Source organism: Mycobacterium aquaticum (assembly GCF_002086485.1).
GTDB lineage: Bacteria > Actinomycetota > Actinomycetes > Mycobacteriales > Mycobacteriaceae > Mycobacterium > Mycobacterium aquaticum.
Map to the genome: position 1 here is coordinate 17,011 of NZ_MVHF01000034.1, position 20,018 is coordinate 37,028.

Below are 20,018 nucleotides of genomic sequence, written 5' to 3' on the forward strand. Positions count from 1 at the left end.
ATCCGTTCGATTGTAGATCCGTTCGATCCAGTCGCCGACGGCGAGCTTAGCTTAGCCGCCGACTTAGTCGGCCACAAGTACCGGCCATAGAACTCGACTTTCAGTGTGGCCCAGAAGGATTCAGTCGCAGCGTTATCCCAGCACACCCGGTCCGCCCGACTAAGCGGACCAGGCTGTGGGTGCGGGCAACCCGAGCCATCTGCGCGCTGGTGTATGACAACCCCGATCGGCGTGCAACACCACCCGCTCGGGCAGATCCGTACGCAGTGCCACGGCCATCGCGACCGTGGCCTCGACCAGGTCGGTATGGAGGTGGTCCTCAATCGCCCAGCCGAGCGCCCGCCGGGACTGCCCATCACACACCGCGCACAGGTACAGCCAGCCTTCCCCGGTGCGCAAGTAGGTGATGTCGCTGGTCCACACCGCGTTCAGCGCCCCGGCATCGAAACGGCGTTTCACCGGATCAGGGATGGGTGGCGGCGTCCAGATCGACCACGGTCGTGGCCGGTGCGAAGGAACGCGGACTGATCCCCTGAAGGCCTTGGCGTACCAACGAGGCAGCCACTGTCTTGGGTGACACAGTGCGGCCCTTCTCACGTAAGTCGACCAGGATCCGCGGTGCCCCGTAAACCCGTCAGAAGCGCAGTGAGCGGCCGCGACAGCGGCATCGAGATCGGCACGCCGGACCGCAGCCCCGCTGGGACCGGTCTAGCCGACGATCTTGGCCGCCGTGAGCGCACCGCAGCCAACAAGGGTCAACAGCGACGGCGCAACGATGGCTACACCGCTCAGTGATCTGCGCGGTGAATTCATCGATCTCAGCGGTCAACGTTCGCAGATGTTCGACCAGGCGCAATGCCAACCGGCGCACCACGGCCGTATCATCGCATTCATGCAGGTGGGCCGCCACGGCGTCAAAGGCGCTGGTGCGCTCGATCGTTGTCGGCGCTGTCCATCCGGGGTCGAGTTCATGCAGATGCCAGCGCAGCCGGGGAATGATCCGCGCCCGATCGGCCACCAAGGTATTGGCGATGATCTACTAGCAGCCGCAGCTCGCCCTGCACACCGTCGAGACGGGCGACCGGCAGATCCGGTTGGCGCACCACCGCCCGAACCACTGCCAGGGCATCGATGGGATCAGACTTACCGCCCCAACACCGACGCCCACCGCACCATGATGACCGCGGCACAACCTCGCAACGCCGCGACCCTCGACGGATTGCTCATGATGAGTCAATTAGACAGGGACAGCCGCACCCAGGCTTCCACCGCTTAAGAACGCTGGGAATCAGAAGGCGGAACTACGGCTTCCCCACGGTTGGCGCAGCTCCCCGGCTGAACGCCGGAACCTTCGCCCGCGGCCCCGCATCCGCGGGAAGACATGCCGGGCACTATAAGCGGTGACGAAACAGCCCGTGCCGCTTCCGCTTCTCGTCACCGGCTACCTCGGTCCAGCCGCCCAGCGGATAGGTCACGGGCTGCATTGTTCCAGCACGGACAACCTCCAACGACCCGTCGGCGTGCTTGATGTAGCGGTCACCGAAGCGCGCAAACTCATCAGTGAGGCCGTCGTTGCGGGTTACTTGCACAGTCATGGTCAAATCCGATCCCTGGCGATATCGCCAGCATCCCATTCTTCAGAAGCCTTCGCCGGATGCGAATTCGGGAAAGCAACTGCGTGGTCTAGCACTCGGTCGATTCGGCCCAGGCGCACTGAGAGCACTGCCAACAGGTCTGGCAGCTCTGCGCTGAGGTCATCGCTGCGAGGCCACCAAGCCCCATCCACATAGCCGCTTTGGTGCGCTTTGGGTTTCAACCGCGACCTCGGAGTACGGAGCGGGCCTTGCATTCGTTGCGAATTCCCAACGACTTGTAGCGTCATATGAACGCTCCCATCTATGGTCGAGCCAATCGACCTATTGGATCGATGCTCCAAACCCCATGGGCAATCCGCATGACCGAACACCAACATGTTTAACGATACTCGCAGTCACCCGAAATGGCGACAGGCGAGGACACACATGACGGGTTGCGCGGAGGAACCGTGAAGGGCACCATTCAAATAGCTGTTGGCTCCACGTGGGCTTGACCCCGTCGACTGCCGCGACGCCATCGCCGTGGCAACCACCCCTTCACACCGGGTCGCGCTGGTGCCGGCCGCAGCGGACGCCGACCGACCAGCCGACACCCACTTTGGCGCACGGCAGCTCACCCATCAAAGGCCACGCTACGCCGACGCCGACCGCCGACTCCTCGACAACGGCCCGCCCTGACTGCGTCGCCGCAAGTGCCCAGAGAATTCAGATCACCCATTCACACCGGAGTCCGATGAAGAACGGTGTCGGAGAACACCTTCCGTTAGCACATCCAGACCGGCCGGCGGCAGATCACCGGTTCAGCACACGGACGCCCGACTGGCGTCGCCGCTGCCCGTCCCCTCAACGTCGGGTCCGGTCACCCGGGCATTAACACCGTAGGCCTCACCAAACTTCACTCCGAGAACGACCAGGCGCATCCACACCACCGGCGGATCGGTCTCCTGGCCCTCGACCCGTTTGCCGAACGCGGCACCGGTGAGAGTGAACCGGACGCGATCCTCGCCATCGTCAACCCCAGCCACCAATGTGGACGGCCCCTCAACCGATACGTGGACACGTTCGCGCTCGCCGTCCCGAACGCCCGAACTCGATGAGCCATCAACCGCATAACACACCCGACCAGTTCACCGATCACCGCAGGCAGCGCTGTACTCCACAGTTCCTCAACCGAGATCTTCGACCCTGAGGTCCCCACGCAAATGATGCAAATCATCGATCCGAGCACCTGCTCCACAGTAATGGTGGCCTCTCGTGCCGCTGGCTGCGAACCGCGCCGATAAATGCATCACTCGACGATAGGCGACGCAAACAGCTCCGACTGCACGTTGAACACACTGTCCAAGTTGTTGCCGTCGTCAGCCAACGCCCCAAATCTAGACGCCCAGCAAACTCCCTACTCGTCGACCAATCCCGGCCGCCCAACGTGAAACTGTGCGACATCGCGCGTAGTGTCCGGTTCTCTCTGAAGGAGATGTATTGCGAAGCAACGATTCCCAGCCATCGCCGGTACCATCCCAGGGCTCAGCCAGGCGCAACCAGTCAACCAACGGTCCGGCCCACCTGGGGCCGACTCTTCTGGCACCGGCACCGGTTGACTGACACGTTGTGCGACAGCGACCGCGACATCCAAGCGCGACGCCACAGAACCGCGCTGACTGCTTAACCCGAGGTCGCTTTTCTGTGACGCCTAACGGCGAACTTCGATTACGACCACTCATCCGCCGCTGCATCACGGGTTCCCGCCGACACCGGCCCCAAACCAATCCGTCGTGAGTTCACCGCTGATGACTGGCCGGTTGTTTTCCAGCTACTTCTATCGACGGGCAACTCAGTGGCCAGGCAATGAGGCTGTGGGGCAGTACTGCAAGGGCGCTGCGGACAGCGCTCAGCAACGCAACGCGTCGGATTCTCCTGGCATGTCGACGAATCGCCTAGCGGATCTTCTCAGGAATTGAGTCCAGCGCACGTAGCACCTGGACGGCGAGCTTGCCAGCACTATCGTCGTCGAGTATCGCCGATGTGATCAGTGTTTGTTTGACGAGTTCAACGCGCTTTTCGTAGGGCGTGCGAAAGGTCTTGGGGGCGTTCATGATTTTCCCATTCCGTCAAGCGTGTTCGTCAATGGAGATGCCGCTCAACAACCCTCCACAGTACTCTGTGCGCGCCTCGGAGCGGTGCGGCGAGAGACGACGATCCCGAGGCTGCACGTCGTCTGGACTGTCGGAATAGAGCCATCCGCTTAGGAGGAGGTAGCTGATAATGGGCCGCCTGCCTTGCGCAAGAGCCCCATTCCCGGGGACGAGGCCCAGTCCGTGGCTGCCTTGACATCGCGTCATCACGACTTGCGGCGGGCGACCTCGGCGGCGTAGCGGGGGCGAGTGTTGCCGGCTTCTTCGCTCCAGGTGACGGTGCGTTTGACGCTGAAGCCGAGGAGCTTGGCGAGCACGACAGCGTGCAATTCGCCGGCGAGGTCGATCAAGGCGGTGTTGCGGGCCAGCCGCGGGAAGATTCCAATTCGTTTGAGCCGCAAGCCCACCTGGTTGGCAGACAGGTGCCCACCGGAACGGCCTCCGGGGAACAACCATGGATTGGTGCCCACCGTGACAGCGGCGTATCCGCGGCGCTGCTGCACGATGTCGTCGAGCAGGCGGTCGACCGGGCTGGGCACGGTGAGCGGGACGGCGCCGAGGGCGAGGTGGACGGCGTCGTCGGTGATGGTGACATCGGCAACCTTGAGCGTGACCAGTCGCGTGGCGAGGATGGCTGTAGAGCAGCACCAGCAGCCCGGCGACCCGATCGCGCGTCTCCAGTCCGGGGTCTTCGATCAGATATTGGATCTGGCGCCATCGTTCGTCGTCGCCGGGTAGGGTGTGGCGGGTTTGCGGTACCGGAGCCGCGTCGCAGCACAACTGGGCGACCGAATCATCCTGAACTCAACCGTCACCGGCTTCGAGCAACACTCAGACGGCGTACACATCACCACCTCCTCGGGAACGCTCACCCGCCAACGAGTCATCGTCGCAACTTCTCGTCTTGCCTGCTACCGCTCGCCTGTGAGGTGCCCGCGCTCTTCTACCAGCCGTCCGCGCCCCGTCGCGATCCTCTCGCGTTCCTTTGGGTTGCGAATGACCAGCTCATTCATGCACTCATGAATCGCGGATCTCAGCCACAGCCGCTCAGTGCAATCGGTAAACCCTGCGACCTTGCGTCATCAACCTTGATCGTTGGCGGCGACGGACTCCGCGAGGATCACTTCATCGGACGCCCACGTGACCGATCCTGATCTGGAGCCGGCTACTGAGGCGCTGGTCGGTCGCGAACCTGAGTCGACGCTGAGACCCCTCGGCTGGTGCCAGCTATGCGCACGGTCACGGCGCAGGGCAACGATTCTGCTACGGGCCCTATTTCAGTTCCTGCGCCAATCGCCACCGGTACTCGCCGGCTTGCAGGCGCAATTCGGTTGCGGTGCTGCATAGTTGACGCACTCGGTCGATAACCGCTGCGGTGCGGCTCGGCGGGGCCAAACCACGCCGAGCTGACCACGCCGCGCATGCGCGCGCCAACGCAGCGACACGCTGCTGGCCGTGTATCGCGACGACGCACAAATCGCACGATGGCATTGGATGGTGAACCGTCATGGCTTACGGATTACCCCGGTGCTCGCCGCGTCAATCCCCCTCCGGTGGATCTGACCTGGTGCGCGGTGCTGGGCAGCGAACACGGTTACCCTGCCCGCCGGGTTCTACGCTCACCGTGGAAGTGCTGAGGTGTGCGCCGATGACCGATGTCGGGGGTGCGTCTCGTGCGGTGAGTTCGTGGATGATGCGGGCGTAGACACTGACCTGTTGGCGTAGTTTGCGGTTGTCGGCCCGCAACTCCGCGATGGTCTGCTGGGCGTCTTTGGCCTGGTGTTCCAGATGCGAGAAGGCGACCGGGATAGGGCCCAATGCCCGTGCTCGACACCGGAATTCATCGGCGAGGTCGATGTGCTTATGGGTCAGCACCCATCGCTTGACGTCGGCTTCGGCGGCGAGTTGCAGCACTGATAATGCGCCGGTGGAGCGTTGGGGTGTGCCGTCGAGAAGGCGTGTCATCGCGGCACGGATCGCGGCGCGCTCGGCCTCGGAGTCAGTCATGCGGTGCTGTTCTTCCGTTGTCGTGGTCAAGCACCATGGTGCGCAGGCGCCGCAATTCGTGACGGTCGCGCTGGGTGCGTGGCTCTGGGGCGAGCGGGTCGTCGACGAGTTGGGCGAGGCGTTGGACGTGCTCACGCAGGACGTCGATATCGCCGTCGGTGCGGGCGATGTTGGCGCAGTAGGGCTGGCAGTCGGACAAGTCGGGGGTTCGGCGGCTGTCGGTGTCGTCGCGGCTGAATCGGCACGCCGCCCGTTGTGGGTCGAACACGCATGTCATCCCGACGCCGGGGAAGATCTGCAGATCCGGGTTGGTGTACAGCTTGCGGGCATCGCGGTGCGTGGCCAGCACGTGGCCGGTGAACCGCTGGGCGTTATGAACACGATCACGGTAGAGCTCGGCGGCGGGACCCGACACGTGTTCGCCCGAGGTGAGGCGTTGGTGTGCCTCGGCGAGGTTGTCGAGCCGGGCCAGCAGAGCGTCCAACGAGACCGCCGACGACCGACCCAACACGTCGACGACCTCGATGCGCCGACCCCCAAGTTGCCGCCGCACAACCAACCGATCAGCCACACCGTCATAGCGTCCCACTGCTTGCGCGCGCCGAACCGCCGCAGCACGCTCGCCCTCACCATAGGACAACACCGCACTCAGAGCCGGATACGGCATCCAATACTTGCGCCGCACACCACCTTTCGCACAAGCCGCCGCCAACTGACCTGTCACAAAGGCACGATCTGACGCGTCGAACGGCAATTCCAGCACCAACATGCTGGCCCACTCAGTCAGCCGCAGACCCGTCCCATACAGGCCACCGACGAACGCGCAATCACGCTGCGGACTGCGCCCCCTCCACCACGAAAGCTCCCGCCCCGACAGATCCAACCCGCACAAACCGACATCCCGCCACCTCGTGAAACCTCCCGGATCCAGCCACTTCACGTCGCGATCACGCCCCACCCGCGGAGCTGCACGGTAACTGTCGACCTGACGCCGGCCGCCGGCCACAGGCACCGCAACACGCTCGACCGGATTCATCACCCCATAACGGCGCTCAGCCCACTCGTAGAACGCATTGATCGCCACCAAACCGCCACGGAACGTCCCACCCGTCACTCGACAAGGATTGCGCTCATCGTTGATCCGCCAGAACTTGAACGCGCCAACCTGATCGGCCGTCGCATCTGACCAGCAACACCCCACCGCATCAAGGAAACCCAGCCAAATCGACAACTGAATCGCATACTTGCGCCGAGTACCCTCCGCGCAACCTCGCATCCGCGCAGACGCCAAGAAGGCATTCACCGTAACCGGATACACCCCATCGGACCGCACCAAAAACGGCTGACCAGCACGAGTACCGTTCCGGCGCACCACCTCCGCCAGGCCCGGCACACCCTGCACAACAGGATCAGCGGCGAAATTACCCCACCAACAACCAGATTCGGCCCAAAATACCTGCCACCACGCCTCCCCTGACACCAGCGGACAATAACGCCACAAACCCCGATGCACCGTGTCGTCCAGCTGGAAAACACAACAACAACAGTTGAACCGCTAGAGACCTTCGGCCTTGATCTCGACGAGCACTTCACCGTCAGCCGGAACAGGGCGCGGCACGTCACGAACCTGCAGAACGTCGACCCCGCCGTATTCATCGAATTGGACTGCTCTACTCATCTTCCCTACGACCAGCCGGCGCCCCGAAACATTCCCCACGGGGCCTGCCCTGGCGTCAGTGCGTCGGGGTGCCGCCTGCTGGGCTCGGCCGAGCCGCGGTGAAAAACGCCGCGACCACGGCTATGACGCTGATCATCGCGGCCACCGTGAACGCCGAGTGCACACCGGGCAGATCCGGCGCCCCGCCCGACTGCGACGCCTTGGTCATGACCGTGACGAACAACGCGGTCCCCGCCGCACCCGCGACCTGCTGCAGTGTCGTGAGGATGGCGCTGCCGTGCGAGTAGAACCGGTCGGGCAGCACCCCGAGTGCGTCGGTCATCAGCGGCGTGAACATCATCGAAAGCCCGACCATCATGACTGTTTGCAGGGCGACCAGCTGCCAGACCGGTGATACCGCCGACAACGTGGTGAACCCCCACAACGACGCACTCAGCATCAGCGATCCCGGCACCACGAGCACCCGCGCACCATGGCGGTCGTAGGCCCGGCCCACAAGCGGGCCGGCCAGGCCCATCAGCAACCCGCCCGGCAGTGTCGCCAAGCCGGCCACCAACGCGCTCTGTCGCAACACGTCCTGCACGTAGAGCGGCACCATGATGATCGCGCCGAACAACCCCATGAAGCCGAGGATCACCAGACCCAGCGAAACCGAGAACCGCCGATAGGTGAACGGCCGCAAGTCCAGAAATGCGCGGTCGCGGCGCTGGAGCTGGACCTGCCGGGCACCGAAGAGCACCATCGCCACTGCGCCGACCGTCATCGGCAACCAGGCCGGTACCGCTTGGCGACCGTGCGCGGCTTCACCGAGCAGGGAGAGGCCGAACACCAAGCCCGCGAACGCGATCGCGGACAACGGCACGGAGATGACGTCGATCGGGGTCGGGTCTTGACGCTCGTCGTCGACCCGCAGCCACGCGAGCCCGGCAGCGAGCGCGACCAACGCGATGGGCAGCACGATCCAGAACATCCAGCGCCAGTCGAGCGAGCCCAGGATGAATCCCGACAAGGTTGGCCCGATCGCTGGCGCGACCGCGATGACGATCGAGATGGTGCCCATCATCTGACCGCGCCGGTCAGCGGGAATCAAGGTCATGACCGTCGTCATCAGCAACGGCATCATCACGGCGGTACCGCAGGCCTGCACGATCCGCCCTGCGAGCAGGACGGCGAAACCGGGCGCCAGGGCGGCCACAAGCGTGCCGGTGCAGAACAGCGTCATCGACACCAGGTAGATCCGGCGCACCGGGAATCGCTGCAGCAGCGATCCCGACATGGGAATGACGACGGCCATGGTCAGCAGAAAGCCGCTGGTGAGCCATTGCGCCGTGCTGGCCGCGATGTTCAGGTCGACGATCAGGGCGGGCAGCGCGACGCTCATGATCGTCTCGTTGAGGATCATCACGAACGCCGAGCCGACCAGCAGCCCGATGATGACGTTCGCGCTCGACTGGGCACGCGGCCGCGTCGTGATCGCCCCGGTGCTCGGGCCCGTCGTCATGTCCCTCCCCTGTACTTGGTTTGTGCGGCTAACCAGAGTAGGTGTGACCACCACGCGCAGGGAAACGAGTTTTGCGCCGGAATGCGCCGCGCGCACCGCACGCACTCACATCCCGAAGTGCGCCCGACCTACTGCCGCGACGACCTCCGCAGGCCCGGTCACCTCAACCCGCGCGCAGTCTCGGCGGCCGAACAGATATAGGAGCAGTTCACCCGGCTGCCCGCTGAGTCGTGCGGTCAGGTCCCCGGGGCGCACCACAGCCTGACCGCCCGGGCCCGGCCACACCAGCTGCAACCCGAACCCATCCAACCGGCGGCTCAGGTACCGGCCGCTGCGGCAGGCGTTTCGCCACAACGCGAGCTGCAGTTCCGGCGGCAGGGCGTCACGAGGCTGAAAACCGTTGGCTCTGCGCAGATCCTCGTGGTGGACGAAGAACTCGTTCAGATTGGCTAAAGACCGGACCCATCCGAGGCGGAACACCCCGCGGGGCGGACCTGACCGCAGGCGATGGACAAGCCACCCAAAATCCCGCTCTCGCGCCAACCGCTTCATGCGCCGCTCGGCGAACCCATGAAACGGCCCCGGCAGCACCATGCATGGTCCGGCAAGAGGATCGCGCTCACGGACCAGGAGATGAGCCGTGAGGTCCTTGGCGCTCCAGCCCTCGATCAGCGTGGGTGCGTCGGGCCCCAGAGCGTCGAGAAGATGGCACAGTGCGCGACGTTCCTGCTCGTCAAGCGGACTGTCCGGCATATCGGCCCGACCGCTACGCCTCGCCGGTAATCCATCGTTGCGCTTCTACGACATCACCAGCATGGAACTTGCGGATCTCGGCTGACACGAAGTGCGCTGCCAGATGCTCCGCGAAGTCCCCGAGGCGCGAATCGGTCACCACCGCAATCTTCTTCACGTGCTTGTGATGCTCATGAATGAATCGGATGTGCGTGACCAGCGCGCCGAAACTATCCCAGCCGGGAAACCTGGCCGCATCGATGATCAGGCCCGCCAGATCACCGCCCGCCTCGATCTGGGGGTCCACCAGCTTGCCGAGTTCGACGAAGTCGTTCCGGTCGAGCGGCGACTCCGGACGTACGACGACGATCGCGTTCTCTTTGTCCAATGTGCAGTCGAGCATCTTGCGCTCCTCACCTCGCCCCTACCAATCGCCATCGTCCTGCCAACTGCCCGACCGGGAAAGAGCACAAGGTCCCATGCGAGCATCGCCGCACGCAAAACTCAGCGTTCTCACAGCGAGTCCTTGTCACCCTGATGGGCACCGATTTCTTCAGGGGATCGCCAACCGGCCCTGCAACGGAAAGCCACGGGTATGAAGGTCCTTATCGTCGAGGACGAGCAACGGCTCGCCGGTGCCTTGTGCAGAGGCCTGCAAGCCGAGGGTTACGTCGTGGTTCACGCGAGCACCGGGACCGACGGGATGAGGCAGGCGACGGCCCACGAATACGATGCCATCCTCCTCGACATCATGCTGCCCGGCCTCGACGGCTACGAGATGCTGCGACGAATGCGCGCGCAGCAGGTGTGGACGCCGGTTTTGGTACTGACGGCCAAGGATGAGGACGACGCTCAGGTCAAGGCCTTCGACCTGGGTGCCGACGACTACCTGACAAAGCCGTTCTCATTCACCATTCTGGTGGCGCGACTGCGGGCACTGATCCGTCGTGGTGCGCCACGCCGACCGGTGGTCCTGACCGCGGGCAACCTGTCGCTGGATCCGGCGCGACGAATCGTCGAACGCGAGTCCACGGCGATCGACCTGACGCCCCGCGAATACGGTCTCCTCGAGTTCCTGATGCGCAACAAGGATGCCGTCGTCACCAAATCGGAGATCCGGGAGAACGTCTGGGCCAACCAGACCGGCGGTGACAACACCGTCGAGATCTACATCGGATACCTGCGCCGCAAGATCGACCTTCCGTTCGGCACCAACACGATTCAGACGGTCCGCGGCTTCGGTTACCGCATCAACTCTCCGGCCTCGGCACACAGCGGTTCACCGATGGTCGACGCAGTGCTGTGACCCGAGCCGGCCATACCGCGTCGAGCGTCAGTTGTCATCGCGGATGCGATCGCGGATACACCACCAGTTCCAGTCGCACCCGGCGAACCGGCCCTCGTTGAACTCGGCGGGCGGCGGACCGTCACCGCCCCAACCGACGTCGCCGGCGTGCGCGTTCCATGGGAAGTTCGCGCAGATGTCGGCGGGATAGCCGCCGCAGTCCCACAGGGGATGGTCGGCGTGGGCCGTGGGGCTGCCGACCATCACGGCACCCGAACCCAATGTGCCTGCGACGGCGGCGGCAGCCACGAGATCTCGTAGTTTCACGGCAGACTCCTCATATGCGAGCCCCGACTGACGGTTCTGGCGGGCGAAAGCTAACACGTGACCGAGGCTGTTTGCTGCCTGTTCGCAAAGTCAGCAACAGATTGCCAGGAGAAGCGCTTTTATTAACGGCAGCAACGATTTTAGGTTTTTCGTTGGCACCGGCTCGAGGTTGCTGCATGCTTGTTTAGCTATGGGCGATCTTGGTGTGATCGGAGCGTGGCTGGTGTTGGCCGGCGTCGTCGCTGTTGCCATCGGTGTCGCAGTCGGCAGCGTTCTGCTGGCCCGCCGGGTCACAGACAACGGCCCAGAGCACAACTCGATATTGTCGCCATTCCTCACCGTTGTAGGGCTCGTGTACGGGGCCCTGCTCGGCTTCACCGTCGTCGTCGGGTGGCAGCAGTACCTCACCGCTGAGACCAATGTCTCCAACGAAGCCGCGACATTGACCACGCTGTACCGCCAGACCGTGGCGATGCCGCAGCTCGAGCAATCTCAAGTTCGCGAGCAGTTGCGCAGATACGCCGCCGCGACACAGGGTCCGGAATGGGGCAAGGCGGAATTCGGTGACATCACCAACAACGGCCGGGCCGCCCTGACCCAGCTGTACCGCATCGTCGGCACTCAACCTCCCGGTGCCGCTGCGCCCCCGATCAACCAACAGTTCCTCAGCGAGCTGACCACGCTGGCGTCGGACCGCAGCGCACGCATCTTGGACTCCCAGCGACGCGTTCCACGACTCCTGTGGTGCGCCTTGATCTTCGGCGGGCTCGTCCTGATCACGCTGACCAGCTTCATGCGGCTGGCGAATGACCGGTTCCACATGCTCCTGGTCAGCACTGTCACCGTGCTCCTGGCCCTGTTGCTGTACGTCATCCTGGTGCTCGACCACCCCTTCGGTCCGGCAGGGGTGACCCCGCAACCGTTTTCCCATGCGGTCGAGGTGTTCGACCTCGTCGATCGCGGAAGCTGAAATTTTCCTGTGTATCAATAGCTTTCGCTGATTCGGCGAAGCCCGTTCTGCTGTTGCCCACCCCGCCTCGGGGTTACGATGCGACGCGTCGACCAGTTGCGACACCCAGCTACCGAGGGATTCCTGCGATGACGGACGATGCCTCCCGGTTCGGCAATCCCCGTATACCGGCCGAACTCGACAACACCGCTTCCCACCTGTTCCACCTCAGCGCGGCAGATCCGTTGGTATTCGACGGCGGAACGTTGCGCCAGGCCCATGAAGACAACTTCCCGATACTGCGCGGCCAAGAGGCCAGCCTGGCGTTGCTGAAGCTGCAGCCCGGTGGAATCCGCGAACCCCATTGGCATCCCAGCGCGTGGGAGCTCAACATCGTCACCTCCGGTGTCGCCACCTGGACGCTTCTGGACGTCATGGGACACAGCGAGTCGTTCGACCAACACCCGGGCGACGTCGTCTTCGCACCGCAGGGTTCGTTCCACTACTTCGAGAACAAGGGCGATGTCGACATGGACATCGTCATCATCTTCAACGCCAGCACGCCGGAAGCCAAGGACGACATCGGAATTGGCGCCACCATCAGCGCGCTGCCGCCGGCAGTCCTTGGCGCCGTGTTCGGCGTGCCCGCCGACACCTTCGCCAACTTCAAGAAGATCAACCACTCACTGCTGCTACTCAAACGACCGTCGTCGTGACGACGAAACCCGCGTGTTGCGATAGGCGGTGGGCGTCATGCCGAACCAGCGTCTGCACGACCGGGTCAACACACTCTGCTCGGCGTAGCCCAGCTGCCGGCACAACTGATCGAGACCGAGATCGGTATCGAGCAGCAGACGCTGGGCGGTATCGCGGCGCGTCTGGTCGACCAACTCGCCGAACGTCGCCTGCTCGGCGGCCAGCCGCCGCTGCAGGGTTTTGGGATGGACACCGACATGGCGAGCGATGTCGGCCAACCCGACCGCGCCGGTCGGCAGGAGTTGCCGCACCAGGGTGCGCACCAACTGACTGGTGGCCGGGCCGAACTCGCCGATCACCTGGGCCAGATAGTCGACCGCGGTCTGGTGGGCCACCTGATCGGTCGGCAGCGGACGTTGCAGGTCGGACGTGCGCAGCGTGAACCCCGCAACCGGTTCGGAAAAGCTCGGCGGGCAACCGAAATAGCTCTGGTAGTCGTCGGCAGGCGTCAGTGCGGGATGCGGCAGATGTACCGCGACGGGCCGGTAGTCCAGGCCGAGGAACAGGCGCAGGACTTTCAAGGTGACTCCCAACGAGAGTTCGATGGCCTGCGCTTGCGGTGGGGCTGGGTCGAGGAGGTACTCGAATTCGAATCGCCGTAGCTCCGGATCGAGGTGCGTGGTCATCCGCGCGGCGATCGACGGGCTGTAGGCGGCCATGAACTTGTCGAAAATCAAGAACGCCTCGGCCACGGTCCCGGCGTTGCGCCCCGCGAGCCCGACCGGCCCGAGGATTTCGATGCCTTGGCGGAGCGCCAGACGCCGCCCGAAATCAGGGGTGTCGAGGGCGGCGGCAGCGTCTTCGAGCATCCCGGCCCCATTGGGCAGCGAGATGAACCGGTCGTGGCGACCGACGTCGTCGTAGGGAATGTGTGCGGCTGCTACGAGAGTGCGGCTGTTTCCGCCCAATTCGGTAACAAGCTGATGAAAGTTCGTGAGCGCGGTCCCGCGAATCACAGCCATGTCCCAGACTGTCAAAGATTTGTCCTGGACTGTCAAGACGGCAGCCTGTGGTTTGCTGCACAGTAGATGCCCGGGTCGGGATGAGTCGGCTGCGCGGCTTGCCCAGTCAGTGGCCGGCTGCACAGGCCAAGGTTCCTATCGAGGAGAGGGGCACGGTGTCTGACGTGCAGGGTGATCAGTTGGTGGCGCCGGTTCTACCCGGAGGCGGGGTCTTGCCGTTCCCGCCCGTCGGATCCGGCAGCATCGCCGGCCGCACGTTGCAGGAGTCGACCTACAGTCCACGGCAGGCGCCCAAGCGCCTGCACGCGAACTCCCCCAACATCGTCATCGTCCTCATCGACGACGCAGGCCCCGGTTTGCCGTCGACGTTCGGGGGTGAGGTGACCACGGCGACGCTCGACCGGATCTGCGGAGAAGGCGTCTCTTACAACCGCTTTCACACCACGGCGATGTGCTCACCGACGCGGGCCTCGTTGCTGACCGGCCGCAACCATCACGAGATCGGCAACGGTCAGATCGCCGAGCTGGCCAATGACTGGGACGGGTACGCCGGCAAGATCCCGCGGTCCTCCGCGACGGTTGCCGAAGTGCTCAAGCAGTACGGCTACACAACCTCTGCGTTCGGGAAGTGGCACAACACCCCGGCGGAGGAGACCACGGCTGCCGGCCCGTTCGACAACTGGCCCACCGGCCTGGGTTTCGAGTATTTCTACGGCTTCCTCGCCGGTGAGGCCTCGCAGTACGAGCCGAACCTGGTGCGCAACACGACCGTCGTCGCCCCGCCCAAGACGCCGGAAGAGGGTTACCACCTGTCCGAGGATCTCGCCGACGACGCGATCTCCTGGCTGCACCGGCACAAGGCATTCAACGCCGACAAGCCGTTCTTCATGTATTGGGCCAGCGGCTGCCTGCACGGGCCGCACCACATCATGAAGGAATGGGCCGACAAGTACGCGGGCAAGTTCGACGACGGCTGGGATGCCTACCGGCAGCGCGTGTTCGAACGCGCCAAGGACAAGGGGTGGATCCCCCAGGACTGCGAGCTGACCCCCCGCGACGAGGCCATGGCGGCCTGGGATGACATCCCCGAGGATGAGAAGCCGTTCCAGCGCCGCCTGATGGAGGTCGCTGCCGGGTATGCCGAGCACGTCGACGTCCAGGTCGGCCGGATCGCCGATGAGCTCGAAGCGCTGGGCTACGCCGACAACACCCTGTTCTTCTACATCTGGGGCGACAACGGTTCGTCGGGCGAAGGCCAGAACGGCACCATCGCCGAACTGTTGGCGCAGAACGGGATTCCCACCACCGTACGTCAGCACATCGATGCGCTCGAAGAACTCGGTGGCCTGGACGTCCTCGGCTCGCCGCTGGTCGACAACCAGTACCACGCGGCGTGGGCGTGGGCAGGCAGCACCCCGTACAAGGGGATGAAGCTGCTCGCGTCGCACCTGGGTGGTACCCGCAATCCGATGGCGGTGCGGTGGCCGGCCAAGGTCACCGCCGAGGCTGCGCCGCGCGATGTGTTCCTGCATTGCAACGATGTGGTGCCGACCATCTATGACGTCGTCGGCATCGAGCCGCCCCGGGTGGTCAACGGCGAACCGCAGATGCCGCTCGCGGGTGCGAGTTTCGCGCGAACCCTCGCCGACCGAAATGCCGCTGGCGGCAAGAAGACCCAGTATTTCGAAGTCATGGGCAGTCGAGGCATCTACCACGACGGGTGGATGGCCTCGGCTCGCGGGCCCCGGTTGCCGTGGGTGCCCGGCCAGCCGCCGGGTATCGCCACCTGGACCCCTGACAACGACACGTGGGAGTTGTACCACCTCGACGAAGACTGGTCACAGGCGCACGATCTCGCCGACCAGATGCCCGAGAAGCTGGCGCAGATGCGGGAGATGTTCATGGTCGAAGCAGCCCGTAATGCGGTGCTGCCCGTCGGCGGTGGCCTGTGGGTGCCGGTCTACCACCCCGAGTTGCGCATCGCACCGCCGTACCGGGAATGGGAGTTCTCGGGCGACACCGTGCGCATGCCTGAGTTCTGCGCTCCCGCACTTGGCAACAAGAACAACGTCGTCACCATCGACGCGGACATTCCCGCCAACGCCAACGGCGTGCTGTACGCGCTCGGCGCCGCGGCGGGCGGGTTGACCCTCTATCTGGACGAGGGCTACCTCTGCTACGAGTACAACCTGTTCATCTTGTCACGCACCAAGATCCGCACGGCGGAGAAGGTGCCGCCGGGCCGCGCCACCATCACGGTCACCACCCAGTACGCCGAACTACGCCCGGCCGGCCCACTCGACGTCACCGTCGCGCGCAACGGTGAAACAGTCGCCGCCGGACAGGTCCCGATCAGCGCACCATTGCTGTTCACCGCCAACGACTGCCTCGACATCGGCACCTGCCTTGGCTCACCGGTGTCGCTGGACTACCGCGAACGTGCGCCGTTCCCGTTCGAAGGACGCATCCACCGCGTGCACGTCGCCTACACCTAGAGTCGCCGAACCCGCCGATCCCGCTGCCGCCACCGGCGACAGCGGGGTCGTCAATTGTGCCGTGCTGCAAACAGGTTGCCGGCAGCTGCCCAGTCCCCAAATATCCACAGTCACAAGGAGATAACCGATGAAGAAACGCACAGCGACGCTACTGGCGGCCGCTGCCGTCACTGGCGCGACTCTTGCGGGCACCCCACTGGTGGTCGCCCCGAGTGCAAGCGCGGACGTCTGCGCAGGCGCCGGGGGTCGGCACTTCTCTGCCGGTGGCTGCACCGACATCGCCGGTGACGTAGCCACCGGCGCGGCCATCGCCGCAGCCCACGTTCCGTACGTGCCAGGCGAAATCCCGTGCTACACAGTCGAAGGCGTCCCCTATTTCACGCCGCCGGGAGACCCCTGCTAACCGTCGGATGAGTGCTCGGCCGGGACAGGCATGCCTGTCCCGGCCGAATGCGTCTGCGGGTCGACCAGCACCCACAGGTCGTTCACAGGAAATGGCCATATCTTCACGGTGGTGAGCCAAGATCACTCACTGCGCCCCGTCATGCGGGGCATCCTGCTCGATGTCGCCCCGCCCCTGCTCGCCTACTACGGGCTGCGCGCGGCGGGGGTGTCGGAATACGTGGCACTGCTGACGGCCACCGTGCTCGCGGGGATCAAGGTTTCCTACGACGCGATCAAGGCCCGTCGCCTCGATCCGTTCGCGGGGTACCTGATGCTGAATTTCGGCCTGAGCCTCGCGGTCGGCCTGGCAACCTCGGACGCCCGGATGCTGATGGTGGGCAACACCCTCGTCGGAGGCATCGGCGCGGTCGTGTTCCTGGGCAGCTGCTTCATCGGCACACCGCTGACCCAGATCGTCGCCGAGCGGGTAGGGGTGATCTCCGACGCGAATCCCGAGCCCGGCGAGGCCGAGTTCAAACGGCGGGTCAATGTTTCGCTCTCAGCGATGTGGGGCATCGGATTGCTGGTCGGGACGCTGATCAGTTTGGCGATCATTTTTTCGCTGTCCGTCGACGTCGCGAACGGTGTGAACACGGTCGTTTCGCTGGCGTTCACCGCGCTGCTGATGGTCGTGACGATCGTGATGGCCAAGCGGGCCAGGGCCAGATGGGATGACTTGCGGGAACAAACCGCCGCCTGAGAGAGTTGAGCGCATCAGACTGAACTTTGGAGGTTTGATGTCCGAACAAATATCTGTGCCGGTGCTGTTCGTCCAAGAACCGATCCTGCTGCCGGGCATGGTAGTGCCGATCGGGCTCGACGACGCTGCCCGCGCGGCTGTCGATGCAGCTCAAGCGAGCGAATCCGGCAAACTGCTGATCGCGCCACGCCTGGACGACCGCTACCCGACCCACGGCGTGATCGCGTCGATCGTGCAGGTGGGTCGCGTGCCCGGGGGCGGCGCAGCCGCCGTCGTCCGCGGTGAACGTCGCGCCCACATCGGATCCGGCACCACCGGCCCCGGCGCCGCACTGTGGGTCTTCGTCGAGGAGGTCGGTGAAGACCCGGCGAACGACTCCGTCAAGGCGCTGGCCGCCGAATACAAGAAACTGCTGCTGGCGATGCTGCAGCGCCGCGAGGCGTGGCAGATCGTCGACGTGGTCAACAAGATCACCGACCCCTCGGCGCTGGCCGACACCGCCGGCTACGCGTCGTACCTGACCGACGTGCAGAAGCGTCAGCTGCTGGAAACCGCCGACGTGGCGGAGCGGCTTCAGGCCCTGATCGAGTGGACCGGCGAGCACCTGGCCGAGGTCGAGGTCAACGACAAGATCGCCGAGGATGTGCGCTCGGGCATGGACAAGCAGCAGAAGGAATTCCTGCTGCGCCAGCAGTTGGCCGCCATCCGCAAGGAACTTGGTGAAGGCGAACCCGAAGGGTCCGATGATTACCGGGCCCGCGTCGAAGCCGCCGACCTGCCCGAGAAGGTGCGCGAAGCCGCGCTGCGCGAGGTCGGCAAGCTGGAGCGCTCCAGCGACCAGAGCCCTGAGGGCGGCTGGATCCGCACTTGGCTCGACACCGTGCTGGACCTGCCGTGGAACGTCAAGACCGAGGATTCGACGGACCTCAAGGGGGCCCGCGAGATCCTGGACGCCGACCACCACGGGCTCGACGACGTCAAAGACCGCATCGTGGAGTACCTGGCCGTACGGGCCCGTCGCGCTCAGCGTGGCATGGCCGTCGTCGGAGGCCGTGGTTCGGGTGCCGTGATGGTGCTGGCCGGCCCGCCCGGGGTCGGCAAGACCTCGCTCGGTGAGTCCGTCGCCCGCGCGCTGGGCCGCAAGTTCGTGCGTGTCGCCCTGGGCGGCGTGCGTGACGAAGCCGAGATCCGTGGCCATCGGCGCACCTACGTCGGTGCGCTGCCCGGTCGTATCGTGCGGGCCATCGGCGAGGCGGGTTCGATGAATCCCGTTGTGCTGCTGGACGAGATCGACAAGGTGGGCTCCGACTACCGGGGCGATCCATCGGCCGCGCTGCTCGAGGTGCTGGACCCGGCGCAGAACCACACGTTCCGCGACCACTACCTGGAGTTGGATCTGGATCTGTCCGACGTGGTGTTTCTGGCGACGGCCAACGTCATCGAGAACATCCCGTCCGCCCTGCTGGACCGCATGGAGTTGATCCAGCTCGACGGCTACACCGAGGACGACAAGGTCGCCATCGCGCGCGACTACCTGCTCCCCCGGCAGGCCGAACGCGCGGCCCTGACGGCCGACGAGGTGTCGGTGACCGACGCCGCCCTGCGCAAGATCGCCGCGGACTACACCCGCGAGCCGGGCGTGCGGCAGTTCGAGCGGTTGCTGGCCAAGGCGCTGCGCAAGGTCACAACGAAGCTCGACTCGACCGACGCGCCGATCGTGATCGAAGAGCCGGATCTCGTTGACTACCTGGGCCGTCCGCGGTTCACGCCGGAATCCAGCGAGCGCACTGCGGTGCCCGGAGTGGCGACCGGCCTGGCCGTCACTGGCCTGGGCGGCGACGTGCTCTACATCGAGGCCAACGCCAACGATGGGGAGCCGGGGCTGAAGCTGACGGGTCAGCTGGGCGACGTGATGAAGGAGTCCGCGCAGATCGCGCTGTCCTACGTGCGGGCCCACGCTTCGGAATTGGGTGTGGATCCCAAGGCACTGGACCGCCAGATCCACGTGCACGTGCCCGCCGGCGCGGTGCCCAAGGACGGCCCGTCGGCCGGTGTCACGATGGTCACGGCTCTGGTGTCGATGGCAACCGGGCGCCAGGTGCGCGGCGACGTCGGCATGACCGGCGAGGTCACGCTGAACGGCCGGGTGCTGCCGATCGGTGGCGTGAAGCAGAAACTGCTTGCGGCGCAACGGGCCGGGCTCAAGACGGTCTTCATCCCGATCCGCAACGAGCCCGATCTCGACGACGTGCCCGCGGAAGTGTTGGAGGCGTTGGAGGTCAAGCCGATGACCGACGTGGCCGACATAGCCGCGCAGGCGCTGGAGCCGGCCGAGCAGGTCGCGACGGCCGCCGCCTGATGACGAGTGTGCGGGTTTGTTGCTGCTGACACGGCGTGTCGGCCAACAGACCCGCACGCTGGGCGTGACCTGGATGTGACGGTCGACAGCGAGCCT

Annotated in this window: 20 protein-coding genes and 3 pseudogenes; 8 read left to right on the plus strand and 15 right to left on the minus strand. The window is 64.9% G+C overall.

The window, feature by feature from the left end; translation table 11 throughout:
• Window positions 1–159: 159 nt before the first annotated feature.
• The 4 genes and pseudogenes from BST13_RS26580 to BST13_RS39840 all read right to left on the minus strand — a co-directional run.
• Window positions 160–459, minus strand: a complete 300-nt coding sequence (locus BST13_RS26580) for a DDE-type integrase/transposase/recombinase (protein ID WP_158087201.1) — start codon at window positions 457–459, stop codon at window positions 160–162.
• A 252-nt stretch (window positions 460–711) separates the two neighbouring features.
• Window positions 712–1,148, minus strand: a pseudogene (locus tag BST13_RS40455) (transposase); the annotation flags it as partial.
• A 243-nt stretch (window positions 1,149–1,391) separates the two neighbouring features.
• Window positions 1,392–1,595 carry a hypothetical protein gene (locus BST13_RS26590; RefSeq protein WP_083167306.1) on the minus strand — a complete coding sequence of 68 codons (204 nt, stop codon included), beginning with the start codon at window positions 1,593–1,595 and terminating at the stop codon, window positions 1,392–1,394.
• A 71-nt stretch (window positions 1,596–1,666) separates the two neighbouring features.
• Window positions 1,667–1,882 (minus strand): annotated as a pseudogene (locus BST13_RS39840) (DUF5994 family protein); the annotation flags it as partial.
• Between the two features lie 235 nt (window positions 1,883–2,117).
• Between BST13_RS39840 and BST13_RS39090 the strand changes: the two are divergent.
• Window positions 2,118–2,273: a hypothetical protein gene (locus tag BST13_RS39090; protein ID WP_157680225.1), complete on the plus strand. Its 156-nt coding sequence runs from the start codon at window positions 2,118–2,120 to the stop codon at window positions 2,271–2,273.
• A gap of 122 nt (window positions 2,274–2,395) precedes the next feature.
• Here the strand turns inward: BST13_RS39090 and BST13_RS26600 are convergent, their stop codons facing one another.
• The 9 genes and pseudogenes from BST13_RS26600 to BST13_RS26630 form a co-directional block, all read right to left on the minus strand.
• Complete coding sequence (locus BST13_RS26600; protein WP_232491155.1) at window positions 2,396–2,620, minus strand: hypothetical protein; 225 nt, start codon at window positions 2,618–2,620, stop codon at window positions 2,396–2,398.
• A 909-nt stretch (window positions 2,621–3,529) separates the two neighbouring features.
• Window positions 3,530–3,688: a DUF6307 family protein gene (locus BST13_RS39340; RefSeq protein WP_170064341.1), complete on the minus strand. Its 159-nt coding sequence runs from the start codon at window positions 3,686–3,688 to the stop codon at window positions 3,530–3,532.
• A gap of 245 nt (window positions 3,689–3,933) precedes the next feature.
• Complete coding sequence (locus tag BST13_RS39845) at window positions 3,934–4,266, minus strand: hypothetical protein (RefSeq protein ID WP_245839810.1); 333 nt, start codon at window positions 4,264–4,266, stop codon at window positions 3,934–3,936.
• Between the two features lie 1,000 nt (window positions 4,267–5,266).
• Window positions 5,267–5,734: a hypothetical protein gene (locus BST13_RS26610; RefSeq protein WP_083167311.1), complete on the minus strand. Its 468-nt coding sequence runs from the start codon at window positions 5,732–5,734 to the stop codon at window positions 5,267–5,269.
• On the minus strand, window positions 5,727–6,848 hold the full coding sequence (locus BST13_RS26615) for a hypothetical protein (RefSeq protein ID WP_142282845.1): 1,122 nt from the start codon (window positions 6,846–6,848) through the stop codon (window positions 5,727–5,729). The genes BST13_RS26610 and BST13_RS26615 overlap by 8 nt, the downstream gene beginning before the upstream one ends.
• Before the next feature lie 444 nt (window positions 6,849–7,292).
• A pseudogene (locus BST13_RS38370) lies at window positions 7,293–7,412 on the minus strand (NADP-dependent oxidoreductase); the annotation flags it as partial.
• A 55-nt stretch (window positions 7,413–7,467) separates the two neighbouring features.
• Entirely contained in the window at window positions 7,468–8,913 is a 1,446-nt protein-coding gene (locus BST13_RS26620) for a DHA2 family efflux MFS transporter permease subunit (RefSeq protein ID WP_083167316.1), read from the minus strand.
• Between the two features lie 105 nt (window positions 8,914–9,018).
• A complete protein-coding gene (locus BST13_RS26625; protein ID WP_083167319.1) occupies window positions 9,019–9,666 on the minus strand; it encodes a TIGR03085 family metal-binding protein in 648 nt (215 codons plus the stop codon).
• 13 nt (window positions 9,667–9,679) lie between these two features.
• Window positions 9,680–10,048 (minus strand): SpoIIAA family protein, encoded by a 369-nt coding sequence (locus tag BST13_RS26630; RefSeq protein WP_083167321.1) that lies wholly within the window; start codon window positions 10,046–10,048, stop codon window positions 9,680–9,682.
• Window positions 10,049–10,240: 192 nt separating this feature from the next.
• Between BST13_RS26630 and BST13_RS26635 the strand changes: the two genes are divergently transcribed.
• Window positions 10,241–10,951 carry a response regulator transcription factor gene (locus BST13_RS26635; protein WP_083167324.1) on the plus strand — a complete coding sequence of 237 codons (711 nt, stop codon included), beginning with the start codon at window positions 10,241–10,243 and terminating at the stop codon, window positions 10,949–10,951.
• Between the two features lie 27 nt (window positions 10,952–10,978).
• Here the strand turns inward: BST13_RS26635 and BST13_RS26640 are convergent, their stop codons facing one another.
• Window positions 10,979–11,257: a hypothetical protein gene (locus BST13_RS26640; RefSeq protein ID WP_083167326.1), complete on the minus strand. Its 279-nt coding sequence runs from the start codon at window positions 11,255–11,257 to the stop codon at window positions 10,979–10,981.
• Between the two features lie 190 nt (window positions 11,258–11,447).
• Here BST13_RS26640 and BST13_RS26645 point away from each other — a divergent pair, with 190 nt between their 5' ends.
• Together BST13_RS26645 and BST13_RS26650 are read left to right on the plus strand one after the other, a co-directional pair.
• Window positions 11,448–12,227, plus strand: a complete 780-nt coding sequence (locus tag BST13_RS26645; RefSeq protein ID WP_083167329.1) for a bestrophin-like domain — start codon at window positions 11,448–11,450, stop codon at window positions 12,225–12,227.
• Window positions 12,228–12,355: 128 nt separating this feature from the next.
• The gene (locus BST13_RS26650) at window positions 12,356–12,922 is read left to right on the plus strand and encodes a cupin domain-containing protein (RefSeq protein ID WP_083167331.1); all 567 of its coding nucleotides are present in this window, start codon (window positions 12,356–12,358) and stop codon (window positions 12,920–12,922) included.
• Here the strand turns inward: BST13_RS26650 and BST13_RS26655 are convergent.
• Window positions 12,899–13,924, minus strand: a complete 1,026-nt coding sequence (locus BST13_RS26655) for an AraC family transcriptional regulator (protein ID WP_083167334.1) — start codon at window positions 13,922–13,924, stop codon at window positions 12,899–12,901. The genes BST13_RS26650 and BST13_RS26655 overlap by 24 nt on opposite strands.
• 155 nt (window positions 13,925–14,079) lie before the next feature.
• Between BST13_RS26655 and BST13_RS26660 the strand changes: the two genes are divergently transcribed.
• The 4 genes from BST13_RS26660 (at window position 14,080) to lon (ending at window position 19,922) form a co-directional block, all read left to right on the plus strand.
• Window positions 14,080–16,419 (plus strand): arylsulfatase, encoded by a 2,340-nt coding sequence (locus BST13_RS26660; protein ID WP_211296189.1) that lies wholly within the window; start codon window positions 14,080–14,082, stop codon window positions 16,417–16,419.
• 127 nt (window positions 16,420–16,546) lie between these two features.
• Entirely contained in the window at window positions 16,547–16,822 is a 276-nt protein-coding gene (locus tag BST13_RS26665) for a hypothetical protein (protein ID WP_083167336.1), read from the plus strand.
• 111 nt (window positions 16,823–16,933) lie between these two features.
• A complete protein-coding gene (locus BST13_RS26670) occupies window positions 16,934–17,563 on the plus strand; it encodes a VC0807 family protein (protein WP_245839811.1) in 630 nt (209 codons plus the stop codon).
• A 37-nt stretch (window positions 17,564–17,600) separates the two neighbouring features.
• On the plus strand, window positions 17,601–19,922 hold the full coding sequence (lon, locus tag BST13_RS26675) for an endopeptidase La (RefSeq protein ID WP_083167339.1): 2,322 nt from the start codon (window positions 17,601–17,603) through the stop codon (window positions 19,920–19,922).
• The last annotated feature ends 96 nt before the right edge of the window (window positions 19,923–20,018 follow it).